This is a genomic window from uncultured Nitrospira sp., from assembly GCA_902500695.1.
GTDB lineage: Bacteria > Nitrospirota > Nitrospiria > Nitrospirales > UBA8639 > Nitrospira_E.
Genome location: CABVRQ010000009.1, coordinates 62,706 through 79,737, shown reverse-complemented (window position 1 = coordinate 79,737; position 17,032 = coordinate 62,706). Strand labels below are relative to the sequence as shown.

Genomic DNA, 17,032 nt, shown 5'->3' with positions numbered 1-17,032 from the left:
CTAAGAGATTCGTCTGAAACGCGATTTCGTCGATCACATTAATAATATCCGCGATCTTCTTGCTGCTCTTATTAATCTCATCCATGGCCACCACGGCCTTGTCCGTGACCGCGCCACCCTTTTCCGCCACTTCCCGGGCGGCCACAGCTAATTGATTGGCCTGCTTGGCATTATCCGCATTCTGCTTGATGGTGGACGTCATCTCTTCCATCGACGCGCTGGTCTCCTCCAAAGCGCCTGCCTGAGCTGAGGTGCGTTGCGAAAGATCTTCATTGCCTTGGGTGATTTCACCTGACGCGGTAGAGACATGTTCCGCCGCTTGGCGGACTTCAGACACCACCTTTACCAAATTATCCAACATGACATTCATTGCCTTGCCCATGGTTCCCAATTCATCATTGGACGTCACAGTGACACGCTGACTCAAATCTCCGTCAGCCGCCCGTTGAGCCAACTCGCTTATTTGCACCAGGCTATTTGCACCGCGACGCCCAACCCACAATCCGACAACCAGAATCAGAACCAGACAAATAATGGCGGTAATAGTTAAATTTTGATTAAAGGCAATGGCCGCAGCCGTAGCTTCGGCTTTAGGAACTCTGACCAGGACGGACCAATTCATCCCCGGATAGCCCAGGGCGCCTTTCAAATGAGTGTATCCACCCATCTGCCAGATGTTCTTCCCGTCATGAAGGGCCAATTGATAGCCTGTTTTTCCGGCAACGGCGAATGATGCCGTTTCTACTCCTTTTTCTGCGAGATTGAGTTTGAATAACGTTTTTTCAAAATCATGGGTCATGTCCTCTGTGGCTTGATTGGAGGGATCAAAATCCACGATGACCTGCCCCTTATCACCGAGAAGAGAAATTTCTGACCCAGGCCATCCTGCCCCTTTCAGCTCTTGATAGGCGGATTGCACGATTTCTTCCACCAGAGAAAACTTGACCCGATTGGTCCAATACCCGATCAAATCGCCATCCACATACACCGGAGCAGAAAATCCCAAGGTTAATCCATCATCGCCCGAATAGACTGATTTCACATCTTCATCGACATGGACGTCTTCAATGAAGGTCCCGGTCGCCGCATCATTGCCGGGAGCCGTAAAGGGTTGTCTCGTGGAAAATTCTTTGGCTTCCAACGCCTTAAACCATGGAGCGTCCGAATATTTTTTGGAATAAATTCCCGTGGTGTCGATCGAATTCCCTTTACCATCCTTTGAGTTCACGGCCATCACATCTCCAGCCGGGTCTACCAATATCGTCAAATAATAAATTCCGGAGGTCGCGACGTATTGGTTCATCGCACTCGCAATGGCATTATTCTCCTTGCTGTACCAATGATAGCGTTCACCCACGATCCTGTTGAGAGCAAAGGATTGAGGATCCCCATATCGTTCGAATAAATTCCGATCGATTTTATCCCCAATGGTCTCCGCCATGGCTTGCACACGCAGACCGGCGGCTGTCTCCATTTCCCCGGTAGCTGAAGATCCCAAGTACCCCACCGCAGCCATCGGCACAATGCCAAAGATGGCGAACAACACCACCAACTTGGTTGCGATTCCCAAACTGAAAATTTTGTTCACCATCCTGTTCATAAAATCCTCGCTGATTTCATTGAAATTGTTATTGGCCTCTGGCGTCCTGGGCCATCCATGGCCTATGTCGATTCGTCTCAGGCATGGACTTCAGCTTTTCCTTCAACATCTTGAATCTTCCCCACGACGGTTACTTCCTCCTCCGTTAGAACCCGATCAATGTCCAACAGGGTCACTAAGCGATCCTGGGCATTACCAATGCCGGCGATAAACGTGACATCCACCGAGGTCCCCATGTCCGGAGGAGCCTGAATATCCTTGGCATTCATATCCAACACATCGGAAACGGCATCGACCAGAAAACCCATCACACGATTCCGGACATTAACCACGACAACCACGGTGAACGAGGTAGGTTCGGTCACCCCCATGCCGAATTTCATGCGAAGATCCACAATGGGTACAATTGTGCCACGAAGGTTGAGCACCCCTTTGAGAAAATCCGGGGTATTGGGGATTCTGGTCACCGTGGTGTATCCCTTGATCTCCTGCACTTTCAAAATATCCACCCCGTAATATTCATCCGCCAGATTAAAGGTCAGATATTGTTGATCGTCGCTGGCATACGTCGTTCGAACCGAGCGTTGCTCCATCGATTCAGCCGTTGCGGTGGTCATGATTAGGCTCCTTTGTTTTGTACGTCATGGTTATGCCTCAACACGTGTATCCTTTTTCTCGAAAAGCGTGAAGCATAAGGCGCATAACAATCTTCACGACTTCAGTGCCTTCTGTCCTGTTCCCCTCACGGTTTCTCATGCCGCCGCAATGTGGCCAACCCGTGCCAATTTGGCTAATCCCGGCACATCCAAGATCAAGGCGACTTGCCCGTCTCCCAGAATTGTGGCTCCAGAAATAGCCTCAACCTTGCGATAATTTTGCTCCAAACTTTTAATGACCACTTGTTGTTGCCCCGTCAGTTCATCCACCAGAACGGCCAATCGCCGACCATCGGATTCCACGATCACCAACAAGGCCTGTGAAGGATCGGTAAAGTCAGGCGTGAGGCTAAAAGCCTCATAGAGTTTGACCACTGGCACCCACTCTCCGCGAAGACTGACCACCTCGCCTTTACCCACGATCCGTTGCAACTCATTGGGTTTAGGGCGAATGGATTCAGTGACCGCAATAAGCGGGATGATATAGTTATCCTGACCGACCCGGACCGTCATCCCATCAATAATGGCCAGCGTGAGCGGCAATTTTAACGTGAGGCGAGAACCCTTGCCCATCGTGCTCTGAATGTCCACCGACCCGCCAAGCCCTTCGATATTTCGCTTCACCACATCCATCCCCACCCCTCGACCTGACACATCGGTAATGCTCTCGGCCGTGGAAAATCCAGGACGAAAAATCAGTTGATAGACGGCTTCATCCGACATATTGCTGCCATCGGCAATGATCCCTTTTTCTACAGCTTTTTTAATGATTTTTTCCCGGTTCAATCCTCGCCCGTCATCCTCCACGGCGATACAAATATTTCCGCCATCATGATAGGCATGGAGACGAATCGTTCCTCGGGCCGGCTTGCCTTGAGCCGACCGGTCCTCCGGCAGTTCCAAGCCATGATCAGCCGAATTGCGAACCAGATGGGTGAGCGGATCGCCAATGGCCTCAATCAGCGTTTTATCTAATTCCGTTTCCTCGCCGGACATGACCAATTGAATCTGCTTGCCACTTTTCCCTGCGAGATCCCGAACTAACCGTGGGAACCGGTGGAACGCACTGCCGATCGGCATCATCCGAATGGACATGACCCGTTCTTGTATCTCTCGGGTATTGCGTTCCAATTGAGTAATACGTTCCTGGAGAACAGGAAGCTGATCGATGGAAAACTTCTCACTGAGATCCGTAATCATCGATTGTGTAATCACCAATTCTCCGACAAGATTGATCAATTTGTCGATTTTTTCCGTATCGACCCGAATAGACGCCACTTCATTTTTTTTCAATTGCTGCTGCTTCTGAAGGGCCTTATCGACTTGTTGGGGAGACGCCTTTTTCTCTTCCACGAGAATTTCGCCAAGAGGCTTTTGCTTGGCCAGGCTTTCGGCTACTTGCTCCGGAGTCACCACCCCTTCCTCCACCAGAATATCACCCACCCGCTTATAGGGTTCCGGCTTTTTCGGCGCACGATCGATGATGTCTAATTCGCTCCCATCCCGGACAAAGGCAAACACCTCCTCTACCTGGCCAATTGGTGCATCGGTTTCCAATTCCACGGACCAACTGAGATAACAGCGTTCTGGATCGAGGGTGTCTAAGGCAGGAAGACCATCGGTTCGCACTTGCAATACTTTCACCATACCCAACTCATGCAGTTCCTTGAAAATCTGGGCCGGATCCATTCCTCGTTGAAACAATTCCGGTAACGGGCTCCAATCAATCTGGACCATTCGCCACGTCGCCGGTTGAGGCGGAGGAGCCTGGGAAGTGTTTTCAGTTGAGGACCCCTTTTGTCCAGTAATGGTCGCTCCCTTCTGACAGGATTCCAGTTCACCTTCTAATTCATGAATGGCTGTTTCATCTGCCGCCTCACCCCCTTGCGCCGCATCCAGAAGACTTTTCAAACCGTCCAACGCCCGCAACAGCACATCAATAACATGAGGGGTCACCGGCATTTTCTCATTCCGGAGGTCATCCAGAATGTTTTCCATTTTGTGAGTCAACTCGGCAATGGCCGTAAAATGAAACATCCCCGCGTTGCCTTTAATCGAATGGGCGCCCCGAAAAATTCGATTCAGTAAGTCCAGGTCTTTCGGACGTTGCTCTAACGCCAATAAACCGGACTCGATGGTTTCCACATGTTCTGCGGATTCAGTAAAAAACGACTCTTGAAACCGTGAGAGATCAACCGCCATTATTCGACTCCTTTGCGAATGGACTGAGGATTTGTCTTTTCGTGAGGCGTAAGGCGTGAAGGGCGAGACAATTGTTGATGCCGGATGAACCGGCTCAGCATCTTATCCATTCGAATCATTGCACTCTCAAGCCCATCCCCATCCTTTCCCTGCAACCACCCAAGTCGCTTGGCAATTTCCAGTTGAGTATTCAGCTTGCTTAACGACCTCTGAGAAACGTGTAAATACTAAATAAACTCTTTTAGTGTCTGCCGCAGTGCACCATCCGTGAAATTACTGGGAATACTGACTACCGCTCTCCACGTTTGATTGCTAAGCGCATATCTCTCTTGCTCAGGAAAAGTTTTGATATTCTGTACACATCAGTCACGAGTTGCATGGCTACATTCCATAGATCCAATTTTTTGTGTGGCTTTTTCGAATTCCACTTCACCTTTCGCCTCACGTTTCATAACTAACCTTTCCCGCCTTACCCCTAGACGCTTTACGCTTCACGTTTCCTACCCCGGCAGTACTTTCTTGATCGTGGCAAGCATTTGTTCCGGGTTAAACGGCTTCACGACCCACCCGGTTGCTCCGGCACTTTGGCCTTCTTTCTTTTTGTCATCAGATGATTCGGTGGTTAACATCAGAATCGGGGTGAACTTATGCGTGGGCATTCCCCGCACTGCCTTAATCAGAGCAATGCCATCCATGTTCGGCATGTTCAGATCCGTAATCACCAAATTGGGCTTTGCCCCTCCATTGAGTTTATCCACGGCTTCTTTTCCATCTCCAGCTTCAACCACTTCGTAGCCTGCACCAGTCAGCGTAAAGCTCACCATTTGACGCATCGAGACGGAATCGTCCACGACTAAAACTGTCTTGCCCATAGCATTACCTCACTTTGGTTCTGTGAATTTCAATCTTGGCCCTGTGCGATCACCATCGATTGTTCGACCTCTACCCATTTTTTCGTAAGGCGTCAGGGGTGAGTCGTAAGAAGAAAACACGCATCTTCACGCCTCACCCGTCACGTCTGGCGTCTTCAGAATAATGTGATGTTGTCCCCTCCATCCGAACCGGTTCCGACCATCACCGTCCCTTGTCCCGATCGGGCAGCCTCCATCGTGAGGCGTTCAGACTCCATCGTATAGGTGTGTTCCAGATTCCGGATTTCTTCGAGCACTTGGGGCATCATGTCTATACCTTCAGTATCGTTGACCACAGCTTGAAGCGGCGCATGAATTCGCTCCAATGGCTGATAGACATGTTCCAGTTTTTGGCGGGTGATATCTTGAAATTGCATGGACATCACAATCTGTCCGATATCCTTTCCAAGTTCTTTGGTTCGACCAGAATTGTGCCCAACGCTCTTTTTTAAGACATCATTTTTTTGGGCCATGATCTTGATCATCTCCAGAACTTTGTTCTGAGCCTCTACCGTTTCCGATAAGTCTAATGACGCCAGTACTTGAAGTTCCGACATCGCCGACTCGGTTGTGCCTTTGACCGTCGTCGCGAGGGTACGAATTTGTTCTGAGGCCTGCGCGGACCGATTCGCCAATTTCGTGACTTCGTCCGCCACCACGGCAAACCCTCGTCCATGCTCTCCCGCCCGTGCGGCTTCAATTGCCGCATTGAGTGCTAACAATCGTGTTTGATCGGCAATGAATTCGACTTCCTCTACCACCTCTGAAATTCGAGATGTGGTTTCTAATGCCTGCTCCATTACGCTTACCGTTGCGAGCGTCACGGTGGTCGTCTGCGTAACTTGTTTGACGAACATTTCTATGGTCTTTTGTGTGTCGTGAAGAATCCGATCGACTGTATACTCATCCTTTCCGCCATGCCCATCTGCCATATTTAAGAGCGCTTCGGTTTCCTCCACCTGCTCTCTCGCATTCCGTGCTATGGCCTGAAAACGCTGAATCAGTCCGTCGGCAGCTTGTCCCGTCTCTTGAATAACCGCCTTGATCTGTCCCACAAATACCGGAAACACCGGGGCCAGACACTGGCAAAAATCCTTCCAGTTCTCTAACCAACGGCGCTGAGCCTGGATGCCCTCCTGAAGTTGCTTTTCAAGTAGTTGAATACGCATCTGTCTACTTTTGGCGCCCAAGACATATCCGACACCTGTTCCGACCACCACTACACCCATCCAAACCATCCAATCACCATTCACACGTCACCTCATTCTTGGATCTCGATGAATATCAATTGCATCATTCAATCGTCTTGCGTTACGACTCCTGGGTCGGGAGAAACTGGGCAAATCCAATTTGCTCAAACTTGTCGCGAATACGACTGGAAGCCCCCTGGACGGTCACCCGCCCGGAGCGGGTCGCCGCCACCATCAACTGGACACAGGAAGAATCCATACCGTTCACCTCGCCTAAATCAATACGGAGAGGTCCATCCTGTTGATGTAAAACCACTAAATCAGCATGAAATTGCGCCGCTTCAAAAATAGTGAGATCGCCTAATGGCCTGAGAATCGACTCCTCAGGAATCATTGACGTGACTTCGCATTCTTCCATGTTACCCTCTCATCTCTCCGGGAAAAAAAACGTGAATATTCAAACGACTCTCCTTGCCTGGGCTGATGTGTTACCTTCCCGCGTGAGACTCCTTGGCGGGGTAAGAAACAAACATGAGACAACCGGAACTATCGGAAGCCAAAGGACCCTACTTTAGAAGGACTCAACTTTTTTCATTGTGACTACAACCCGCTGTGAGGAAAGGAGTAAGAAGATGGGAAAAAGAAATGTCCGAGCGGAAAAATCATTTATTCCTCATGCCTTACTCTCGCTCTTTACTCCTCACACCCGTTCCGATTCGTGAGCCGTCATAGGGATTTCCGATGCCATAGAGATACCTTCTTCACCAATCGGCAAGTCTGGCTTGATGACACACACGACTTGATTGCCTTTCCCTCGATACTCAACCCGTGAGAAACTTAAGGCTTTGGCCATCGCAATACCCCGTCCGTGACTTTCCAAAATTCGATCCGGGTTGATTTGTTCATACTTCCGCCAGTCGAAGCCGGAACCTTGGTCGGTTATTGTCACCTGGATGCAATCCAAACAACGCTCAAACAGCACGTCGACCACCTTATGGGCATACTCTGGAAGGCCCACCCGATGTTGAACTTCTTCCTCCCACCTTCCACTTGCTTGGAGAGCCGTTTTTTCATCGAACCCGATTCCCAAATTTCCGTGCTCCACTCCATTCATCAGCAATTCATTCAACCCGAACACGATTTTTTCTGAATTGGGACAGGCTCGCCCCAACAAGAAGGCCAGATCATATGCTTCTTCCATGGTTCGAATGTGAAAACGGCCTTGCTGCAATAATTCAATAATCTGAGACTGCTGGCTAAGATTTCTGAATATCCGTTTCCATTTCAATCCCTCCTCAACCGCTGCACTCACAATTCGCAATAACAGCAGTTGGTCAAAGGGCTTGATGAGATAGAAAAAGACCCCCGCTTCAATTCCTTCGCCTATTTCCTGCGGAGAACCCGCTGCGGTTTGCATCACAACCGGAAGCCATTGGAGGTGTTCATCGCTTTTCACCTGCGACAACAGGTCAAGGCCACTCATTCCCGGCATCATCCGATCCAAGACCATGGCATGGAACCCTTGTCGGTCCTGTTGCAATTGCGCTAAGGCCTCCTCCCCATTATGCGCCTGAACAAGTTCATATGGTTCATCCCTAAGACATTCAACAAGAACATCCAGGTTTGACTCTTCGTCGTCCACTAACAAGATACGGGAAGAGGTGTTTTTCATACATGCCATCGCGACAACGGCCAATCATGAGCCGTCAGGGGTAAAGTGTAGGGAGTGGAGACACAGAAGAATGAAACTCCCTGCGCCCTACGCTTCACCCTTTACGCCTTACTCCCTCACGCCTTACGTCTTACTCCCTCACGCTTTAAACTCCACTCCGAGTAACGCCACGTCATCCTCAAATCCGGCGTGGGCATTCCATGTCCGGCTCTCCTCAATAATACGGGACAATCCCGACTGCAACGGCTGACCGGCAACCTCCTCAAGTGCTTCCTGAAGCCTTTTTCTCCCCCAGATCTCTTGCTGAGGATTCATCACTTCATAAATTCCATCGCTAAAAAGATACATACGATCTCCGGGATTTACCGTGATCAAATCGGTTCCATACACCTCATCACACGAAAATCCAATAGGCCAGGATCGCCCGCCCAACACAACGGAAGACCCGTCACTTTTCACCACAATGGAACCGGGATGTCCCGCAGTCGCATACCGAAAAAGGCGCGTGGAGCATTGCCAAACCCCAACCCAGATTGTGAAATACTCCCCGTCATCGCTCATGGGGTATCGTTGGTTCAGACTCGTCAGGATCTGACCTGGATCGTATGAGGGAAACATTTGTTGCATGTGTTCACCCTTAAAAAAGAGAGATAACGCCACGGCCCGCAACGCGGGCCCGATCCCATGTCCCGACATATCCAACACCATGAGACCGAGATGATCATCCCCCCATCGGGCAACCTGAAAGAAATCTCCTCCTAAATGCGAGGACGGAAAAAATTCCCACTCAACCCGTATTCCGGGGACCACTTCCCCTGGCCGGGGGAGTAGACCTCGCACAAAGGTGGAGGCCGAGCGGAGTTCAGAGTGTAATTCCGCTTGCTTTTGCGACAACAATCGATTGGACTTTTCTAAATCCAGCATCAACTGTCGGACTCGAAGGCCCGCGCCTACTCTGGCGACAATTTCATGACCGGAAGCGGTTTTGGATAAGAAATCATCGGCTCCCCGGCGGAGCCCTTCGGCAATTTGTGTCGGGTGGTCCAATGCCGTCATTAGAATAAAATGGATTGTGCGATAGCGTTCATCTTGTTTAATCGCTTCACACAGTCCGGGACCATCAAGACCGGACATCACCCAATCCGACAGGATCAGATCCACTGGTTCATGATCCAGCATGGCCAGAGCGTCTTCCCCATTTTTGGCCTCCAATACTCGATACTGCAGTTTGGCCAAACGCTTCTTGGCGACCATCCGCACAATTTCTTCATTGTCTACAATGAGAATGGTGTAGACGGGATCGCCGGGAGGCGCTTTCACCGCGTGGTTATCTTCCGTCGTAATCTGTTCCATGACATTTCACACTGCACGCTTTAAACAATGTTGATTTTTTGTGTCTTTCGGCCGGGATGAGCACAAACTCAAGACTGATGATAGTCCCTACATGGTGAAGCCATGAAGCCTCCCTTCCCCTCACCATCAATGTGCGACATCCGATGGTTCGGAGGTGCGGGGTTCCCGACATGAGACGCGGCAGGGACCAGACGGCTGCAGGAAACGCTCCCGGTTGGCATACTTTGACTATGGCCATGTTGAAGACCGCCTATAGGCTTCCACATAGAGGTCATTCCTCACAGGCCGAAAACGACTACGGACCTAGCCGGGTATGGAGAAGTGCCTTCAGACGAATCATGGCTTGCGCATGTAACTGACAAATGCGGGATTCGGTGACGTGCAACACGACACCGATCTCCTTCATCGTCAGCTCTTCAAAGTAATAGAGGGTCAAGACAAGCCGTTGGCGTTCAGGCAATCGCTCAATGGCATCAACCAACGCCTGGCGTGCATCCTCGGACACCAGGGTCTCCAACGGCGAGGGTTGATCGCGATCCGCCAGCGCATCCAAGATGGGATGGGAATCTTCATCATTGGACCCCAAATCATCGAGGCTCAAGACCACAGCGCCTTTGGCTTGCAAAAGAGTCTCATCCACTTCTTGCGGCTGCATACCTAGGGATTCCGCCAACTCTTCTTCCGTCGGCGGCCGACCTTTGCGTTTTGTCCATTCATTGGCCGCATGTTGAATTTTCCCGATACGCTCCCGAAGAGACCTCGGCACCCAGTCCATCGCTCGGATTTCGTCAAGCATCGCGCCACGAATACGAAACTCCGCATAGGTACGAAATTTAATTTCTCGTGAGGGATCGAACTTCGTCAGGGCATCCAGAAGCCCTACCATTCCGGCGCTCATCAAATCTTCCACATTGAGCCCACTCGAGGCTCGCATGGCCATTCGCATAGCCATGTATTTAATGACCGACAAAAACTCCTGAACCAGAGCTTCGCGTTCCTGGGGGGAGAGCGAAAGTTTCGTCGGAATCGACGGTGTGGTGTTTTCCGAAACCGGTCTCTCTGACACTGTTGTTACCGCGCCACGTTTCATGCGTTATCCTTCCGTCACAGTTCGTGTGGCTCCCAAGGCAGCAGGACCAAAAAGTTGAAATCCCCCCTGCCAGGAACAATCTCCCCTCCAATCATTGAGAACCTTCACCAAAGAGGTAAAGGCTCGGCTCGCCGGAGCGCGCGGGTAGACATCACACACCGCACGTTGTTGAGCCACGGCCATCGTCAGATAGTCATCTGTGGGAATACATCCCAGATAATCGAGCGAAAGGTTCAAGAACCGATCCGTCACTAAACTTAATTTTCGAAATACCTCTTTGCCTTCCTGGCTATGCTTGACTTTGTTGACGAGCATGCGGAATCTTCGCAAGTGATAGCGGGTGGAAAGAATTTTGATCAGGGCATAGGCATCAGTGAGAGAGGTTGGATCAGGCGATACGACTACAAGGGTTTCGTGAGCTACCAAACTAAAGTACAACACATTGGCCGAAATTCCTGCCGCACAATCAATCAGCAGCAAGTCCGGTGGAGACGCCAACTGAAGAAAGGCCGATTGTAAATGGAGTTGCTGCTCATGAGTCAGCTGAGTGAACGCCTGGCCTCCGGACGTTGCCGGCAACAGGCGAATGCCTTCCGGCCCGGTCACGAGGACGTCCTCCAAGCGGCGTTGCCCTGAGAGCACGTCCTCAATCGTATACTGTGGAGTCAGCCCCAATAAGATATCGACGTTTCCTAAGGCGAGATCCGCATCCATGATCAACACCTTCCGTCCCTGACGGGCCGCAGCCACCGCCACATTCGCGACCACATTACTTTTCCCGACTCCGCCTTTTCCTGAACTGACCGCAATCACCTGAATGCGTGAAGGAGCCTGCGGGTTGACGTTCATGGCGGCACGTAATCCACTGGCTTGATCCAGTCGTCGCTGAGCCGAAACGCCGGGCACCAGTAGCGGTGTGGATGATGACCCGGCCATTAGTGTGCTACCCCCGTTAACGGCACCCGTTCCTGAAGAACCTGAGCCGGTGATTGACCCCAGGCCAATTCGACAAGGCGTGTTCGGGTGGCCGCCTCTAAATCTTCAGGTACACGCTGTCCGGCAGAAAGATAGGAGACCGGCAGGCCCGTCTGTGACAACACGTTATAGAGACCGCCGCCCATCGATACCTCATCCAGTTTCGTGATGATGAGCTTATGAATAGGAACCGATTGATAGCGGCGAATGGTGTCCATCTGGACCAACTCGGCCATGGGAGCGGCTAAGACCAGATGCGTTTCCACATGGACTTGTCCCCTGGTGATCGCAAGTAATTCATCATACCCCGCTTGATCCTTGGGGCTTCTCCCCGCCGTATCAATCAACAGCAAATCCGCATGCTGATGTCGTCCCATGCATTCCATGAAATCCTTGTGAGAGACCGCTACCTCCAGAGGTATTTTTAAAATTTTTGCAAAGACTCGAAGTTGCTCCACCGCCGCCACGCGATACGTATCCAACGTAATCAACACCGTCCGCCGATGCTCATCCTGTTGACGGGCCAACCCGGCCAGCTTGGCAATCGTCGTCGTTTTCCCCACGCCTGTCGGCCCCACCAGCATCATCACTTTTTGGCCATAATGCTTGGACATCGCTGGACCCGAGACGGCCACCGCCTCCTCCATTCGTTCCCACAACAGACTTTTCATCGCCTCACGATTCCCCACACCGGCTGTCCCGAGCGTTTCCACCACCGCACGCACCAGATGATGCGCGGTCTGAGGGTTCACTCCCTGAGACACCAACGACTGATAGACGTCCATCAGGTCTCCAGGTAAGCCTTCAACCCGTTTGTCCATCTGACTTCCCAACACCTGCCCCACCACAATCCGCAAGCCTTCTAATTCTTGTCGTAAGGGCCCTAACACCCGTTCAGGATCTTGTTGTTCTTCCCGCAATCGTTGAATTTCCTGGCGCATCTCATAAAGATGCTGAGTCATCGGATCCAGCGCATTCGCGACTTGCAGGGCTTCCGAAAAACTGTGATCGGCTTTGGCCTGCACCGGAGGAAGAGGAGGCGCATCAGGCACAAAACGTTTGGCTAGGAGGGACTGAAAAGATCGATCAACACGCGCGGGCTCAACTTCCGCCTGGGATGAACGATCCACCGCTGCCGTCACCTCAATGATCGATTGACTGAGCAGGCCAAACAGGCCTCCCCCTTTTTGAACCCGGCGGGAGGAGACGATGACCGCCTCAGGCCCCAGTTCCGCTTTCACCGCTTGGAGAGCTTCTTGTAATGAGAGGGCTTCAAACCGTTTCAGCTTCATGTGGCATCCTCACGACTTCAATAGCTTGAATTTGGGTTTTAGGGTCCAACTCGTTCGGAGACAGCACCGCCAGGGTATGCACCCCCGGCGAGACTAAGCGATAGAGTTGGGATCGAATCGACTGGGAACATAACAGCACGGGTTGATACCCCTGACTGACCACTCGCTCAATGGCCTGACGGACCGACAGAATCACCTGATTCAACAAACTGGGAGGCAACCCCCCTTGTTCTCCACCACTGGGACGCATCGCCTCCATCAACCGGCGATCCAGCATCGGATCCAGACTTATCACCTGCAGCAATCCGTCGGCATTGGCATATTGGGACGAAATGGTTCTGGACAAATTTTGCCGAGCATATTCCGTCAGGGTGTCAGGATCCTTACTCTGAGTGGTGTAATCCGCAACAGTCTCCAAAATGGTCCGCAGATCGCGGATCGACACGCGCTCTCGTAAGAGATTCTTAAGGATTCTCACCACTGCTCCTAACGTTATTTGAGTCGGAATCAAGTCATCCACCACCTTTGGATAGGTCTTGGCTAAGTTATCCAGCAAATTCTGGACCTCTTGCCGACCCAGCAATTCATGCCCATTGGATTTAATAAATTCCGTCAGATGGGTGGCAATAATGGCCGGCCCATCGACGACCGTATAGCCCTCCATTTGAGCGCGTTCCTTTTCGGAAGGGGCAATCCAGACCGCTGGCAATCCAAAACACGGATCCTTTCCCGGCTTCCCTTGAAGACCTTTTCTTGCATGACCGGGATTGATGGCCAATAAATGCCGGGGCACCAGTTCTCCCTTGGCCACCTGAATCCCCTTCAACAAAATACTGTACTCATGCGGTTTGAGCTGGAGGTTATCCCGGATATGCACGGCCGGCACGACAAAGCCCATATCAAGAGCCGTTTGGCGCCGGATAGACCGGATCCGTTCTAACAACTCCCCTCCCTGGGCCTGGTCGACAAACGGCACAAGTCCATAGCCGACATGCAACTCCATAAGATCCGGAGGAGTGACGGTATCCACCGATTCCGTGCCGGAGGATGTCGATGGATCTTTTTTCTTGGGGAGATTTTTGAGGCGAGCGGCTTCCTGCTTCTGATTCCTCAACACATAGGCAAGGCCGGCTGTCATCGATCCCAACAACAAAAACGCGACATGCGGCAACCCGGGAAGAAATCCTAAAAAGAACAACATGCCGGCCACGGCAGCCACCAGATGGGGATTAAAAAAGATTTGGTCGGTTAAATCACGTCCAAGGCTGGTTTTGGTCGAAACCCGCGTGACAATGATACCGGCAGCAGTCGACATAATCAGGGCGGGGATTTGAGCCACGATGGCGTCCCCGACGGTTAGCAAAGTAAAGCGTTTGGCGGCTTCCATAATGGACATCCCATGTTCCAACACGCCGATGCCCAACCCGCCGATGACGTTGATAAAGATAATGAGCAGCGCGGCAATCGCATCGCCGCGAACAAACTTACTGGCACCGTCCATTGATCCGTAAAAATCGGCTTCCTGCGAAATGGCCTCCCGACGCTTCCGTGCTTCGCCTTCGTCAATCATCCCCGCATTGAGATCCGCATCGATACTCATTTGCCTGCCGGGCATCGCATCCAGGGTAAATCGCGCGGCAACTTCGGCAATACGGGTGGCACCTTTGGTGATCACGACAAAATTGATAATCACCAGAATGGAGAAAACGACAATGCCCACCGCATAATTTCCCCCGACCACAAACTCCCCGAACACGGCAATGACTTCCCCGGCTGCAGCGGGGCCTTCGTTCCCATGCATGAGAATGGCCCGCGTCGAAGCAATATTCAACGCAAGCCGGAATAATGTGGTGAGCAACACCACCGACGGGAACACGGAAAATTCCGCGGGACGCCCGGCATGCATGGTCACGAGCAAAATCAAGACAGACAGGGTAATACTAAAGGATAAAAAGAGATCCAGAAGGAACGTGGGCAGGGGCAACAGCATGAGGAGGAGCATCCCCACCACCCCGACCGGCAGGAGCACATCCCCATAATGCGCGGGAGTGAGTTCGTCTCGTAATTTTTGAGAATCAAATGCCATGTATGCCTTGATCGGTTACCGTTGTCGCATTCATTGATACTCTATTTCCATAAGACTCTCCTGAACCTCTTGAGGCGTAGGGGATGAGCGTGAGGGGGAGTGCCGATATTTCGCTTTCCCATTCTCACCTCACGCATTAGGCCTCACGCTTCACGTCCCCTCATGCATTTTCTTCAAGCGATACACATAGGCCAACACCTCAGCCGCCGCCTGATACAATGCCCCTGGCACTTCCTGACCGATTTTCACTGCCTTATACAACCCTCGAGCCAGACTGCGGTTTTCAACAATCGGGACTCCAGCATGACGGGCGATTTCCTTAATCTTCGCCGCCATAAACCCTGCGCCCTTCGCCACCACCACCGGAGCGTCCATTTTTCCCGTTTCATATCTGAGCGCCACCGCCACGTGGGTTGGGTTGGTAATCACCACATCCGCTTTGGGCACCGCCTGCAACATGCGCTGTCTGGCGCGTTCCCGTTGCAAGCTGAGGCGGCGGGACCGAATCTGCGGATCACCTTCCACATCCTTCGACTCGTCTTTCACTTCCTGTTTGGTCATCTTGTGATCTTCGGTATGCTGCCACCGCTGATAGGTGAAATCGATCATCGCCAACAAGAGCAAGGCCCCTCCGACTGACCACACAATGTTCTCCAGAAGTCCCCACACACCACCAACGGCTTCGGTTAATTCCAGGAGGGGCAGTTGAATAATCGCAAGCAGGTTATGGGAGAGAATCAGATAGGCAATCCCACTCACTCCTGCCAGCTTCACCAACGACTTCAAAAGATCGACCACCCCTTTCCAGGAAAAGATGCGCTTCAACCCATTGGAGGGATTCAATTTCGAGGGCTTGGGTTGCAAGGCCTCGTCAATCCAAAGCGGCCCGGTTTGGAGAACAATGGCGAGAAACGCAAACACACCAACCAGGAGTCCGAAGGGAATGAGAGGAACAAAGGCTTGATAGGAGATATCTAACAACAACACATGTGTGGACTGAGCATCTAACTGGAGGGTTCCGGCTTGCGCCAACCACTGCCGGTAATGATCAAAAAACTGGACAAAGACGTGAGGGGCCCAAAGGGAAATCACCCCAACCCCACCCAATAAAACAAACAAGGAGGGCAATTCCCTGGTCATCGGCACTTGGCCTTTGCGACGGGCCTCGGCTAAGCGTTTCGAACTCGGTTGCTCTGATTTATCCGCCCCGTCTTTATTTTCAGCCATGCCCTAAGTCCTGTACTAAGTCCCACAAGACCGTCTCCATCCCGACAATCCAGTTTTGAAAGACTAAGGCGATGAAGGGCAAACCCAAGCCTAACACCAACAAACCGACCGAAATCGTAATGGGAAAACTGGTCAGCATGACGTTCATCTGAGGAACCAGCCGGCCAAGAATTCCCATGATGGCATGCACCAGAAATGTTGCGGCCATGACCGGAAAGGCCAGTTTTAATCCCGTGTCGTAGGTTCGTTGCATGACTCCGGTTACATCGCTCAACAGAGGGGCGCTCAAATGGGCGCCAAAGGGTGGAATCAACTGAAAACTACTGCCCAACGCCAACAACACCAGATGATGCCCATCGACTTGAAAGTACAGAAGGGTTGCCAGAATGGTCAGTAATTGACCAAACACCGGAGTTTCCACTTGAGTGACAGGATCCAACACTCCGGCCATGGCAAACCCCACTTGAAAACCCATCACACTCCCCGCCAATTCCACCGCAGTCATGAGTAAACGCAATGCCAAACCCAAGACCAGTCCCACGAGTAATTCGGCACCTAACGCGATCACCAGATTGCCAGGTTCCAACCAATTGGAAGGGAGGGTAAACGTCACGACGGGCATCAACAGAATGGCGATAATAACGGCCATACCGATTTTCATCCGACTCGGAACCGATTGCCCTCCCAGCAACGGCAGGGCCGACAAAATAACGGCTGTGCGGACGAGCACGACCACGAATTGCCACACTTGCTGAATCGCAAAATCCCATTGAAACAC

Annotated in this window: 14 protein-coding genes; all 14 read right to left on the bottom strand. The window is 51.7% G+C overall.

Annotated features, from left to right (window positions below; all coding sequences use genetic code 11):
• On the bottom strand, window positions 1-1,591 hold a 1,591-nt coding region (locus AAH187_RS03995), incomplete at its 3' end, for a HAMP domain-containing protein (RefSeq protein WP_342347144.1).
• 86 nt (window positions 1,592-1,677) lie between these two features.
• Entirely contained in the window at window positions 1,678-2,217 is a 540-nt protein-coding gene (locus AAH187_RS03990; protein ID WP_342347143.1) for a chemotaxis protein CheW, read from the bottom strand.
• Between the two features lie 135 nt (window positions 2,218-2,352).
• Window positions 2,353-4,458, bottom strand: a complete 2,106-nt coding sequence (locus AAH187_RS03985; RefSeq protein WP_342347142.1) for a chemotaxis protein CheA — start codon at window positions 4,456-4,458, stop codon at window positions 2,353-2,355.
• A 500-nt stretch (window positions 4,459-4,958) separates the two neighbouring features.
• Window positions 4,959-5,330 carry a response regulator gene (locus AAH187_RS03980; protein ID WP_342347141.1) on the bottom strand — a complete coding sequence of 124 codons (372 nt, stop codon included), beginning with the start codon at window positions 5,328-5,330 and terminating at the stop codon, window positions 4,959-4,961.
• A 155-nt stretch (window positions 5,331-5,485) separates the two neighbouring features.
• Entirely contained in the window at window positions 5,486-6,622 is a 1,137-nt protein-coding gene (locus tag AAH187_RS03975) for a methyl-accepting chemotaxis protein (protein ID WP_342347140.1), read from the bottom strand.
• Window positions 6,623-6,680: 58 nt separating this feature from the next.
• Window positions 6,681-6,977: an STAS domain-containing protein gene (locus tag AAH187_RS03970; RefSeq protein ID WP_342347139.1), complete on the bottom strand. Its 297-nt coding sequence runs from the start codon at window positions 6,975-6,977 to the stop codon at window positions 6,681-6,683.
• Between the two features lie 282 nt (window positions 6,978-7,259).
• A complete protein-coding gene (locus AAH187_RS03965) occupies window positions 7,260-8,231 on the bottom strand; it encodes a response regulator (protein WP_342347138.1) in 972 nt (323 codons plus the stop codon).
• A 138-nt stretch (window positions 8,232-8,369) separates the two neighbouring features.
• Window positions 8,370-9,584 (bottom strand): SpoIIE family protein phosphatase, encoded by a 1,215-nt coding sequence (locus AAH187_RS03960; protein WP_342347137.1) that lies wholly within the window; start codon window positions 9,582-9,584, stop codon window positions 8,370-8,372.
• A gap of 295 nt (window positions 9,585-9,879) precedes the next feature.
• A complete protein-coding gene (locus tag AAH187_RS03955) occupies window positions 9,880-10,674 on the bottom strand; it encodes a FliA/WhiG family RNA polymerase sigma factor (protein WP_342347136.1) in 795 nt (264 codons plus the stop codon).
• 3 nt (window positions 10,675-10,677) lie between these two features.
• Window positions 10,678-11,610: a MinD/ParA family protein gene (locus AAH187_RS03950; protein WP_342347135.1), complete on the bottom strand. Its 933-nt coding sequence runs from the start codon at window positions 11,608-11,610 to the stop codon at window positions 10,678-10,680.
• Complete coding sequence (gene flhF, locus AAH187_RS03945) at window positions 11,610-12,941, bottom strand: flagellar biosynthesis protein FlhF (protein ID WP_342347134.1); 1,332 nt, start codon at window positions 12,939-12,941, stop codon at window positions 11,610-11,612. The genes AAH187_RS03950 and flhF overlap by 1 nt, the downstream gene beginning before the upstream one ends.
• Complete coding sequence (gene flhA / locus AAH187_RS03940; RefSeq protein ID WP_342347133.1) at window positions 12,922-15,027, bottom strand: flagellar biosynthesis protein FlhA; 2,106 nt, start codon at window positions 15,025-15,027, stop codon at window positions 12,922-12,924. Before flhA ends, flhF begins: the two co-directional genes overlap by 20 nt.
• Window positions 15,028-15,177: 150 nt before the next feature.
• Complete coding sequence (gene flhB / locus AAH187_RS03935) at window positions 15,178-16,254, bottom strand: flagellar biosynthesis protein FlhB (RefSeq protein ID WP_342347132.1); 1,077 nt, start codon at window positions 16,252-16,254, stop codon at window positions 15,178-15,180.
• A partial coding sequence (gene fliR, locus AAH187_RS03930; RefSeq protein ID WP_342347131.1) for a flagellar biosynthetic protein FliR occupies window positions 16,247-17,032 on the bottom strand: 786 nt, incomplete at its 5' end. The genes flhB and fliR, both read right to left, overlap by 8 nt.

What these genes read in the sequence shown, in the direction of transcription:
- AAH187_RS03990 (WP_342347143.1), bottom strand. Translation starts at nt 2,217, where the DNA reads ATGACCACCGCAACGGCTGAATCGATGGAGCAACGCTCGGTTCGAACG.
- AAH187_RS03985 (WP_342347142.1), bottom strand. Translation starts at nt 4,458, where the DNA reads ATGGCGGTTGATCTCTCACGGTTTCAAGAGTCGTTTTTTACTGAATCC.
- AAH187_RS03980 (WP_342347141.1), bottom strand. Translation starts at nt 5,330, where the DNA reads ATGGGCAAGACAGTTTTAGTCGTGGACGATTCCGTCTCGATGCGTCAA.
- AAH187_RS03970 (WP_342347139.1), bottom strand. Translation starts at nt 6,977, where the DNA reads ATGGAAGAATGCGAAGTCACGTCAATGATTCCTGAGGAGTCGATTCTC.
- AAH187_RS03965 (WP_342347138.1), bottom strand. Translation starts at nt 8,231, where the DNA reads ATGAAAAACACCTCTTCCCGTATCTTGTTAGTGGACGACGAAGAGTCA.
- AAH187_RS03960 (WP_342347137.1), bottom strand. Translation starts at nt 9,584, where the DNA reads ATGGAACAGATTACGACGGAAGATAACCACGCGGTGAAAGCGCCTCCC.
- AAH187_RS03955 (WP_342347136.1), bottom strand. Translation starts at nt 10,674, where the DNA reads ATGAAACGTGGCGCGGTAACAACAGTGTCAGAGAGACCGGTTTCGGAA.
- AAH187_RS03950 (WP_342347135.1), bottom strand. Translation starts at nt 11,610, where the DNA reads ATGGCCGGGTCATCATCCACACCGCTACTGGTGCCCGGCGTTTCGGCT.
- flhF (WP_342347134.1), bottom strand. Translation starts at nt 12,941, where the DNA reads ATGAAGCTGAAACGGTTTGAAGCCCTCTCATTACAAGAAGCTCTCCAA.
- flhA (WP_342347133.1), bottom strand. Translation starts at nt 15,027, where the DNA reads ATGGCATTTGATTCTCAAAAATTACGAGACGAACTCACTCCCGCGCAT.
- flhB (WP_342347132.1), bottom strand. Translation starts at nt 16,254, where the DNA reads ATGGCTGAAAATAAAGACGGGGCGGATAAATCAGAGCAACCGAGTTCG.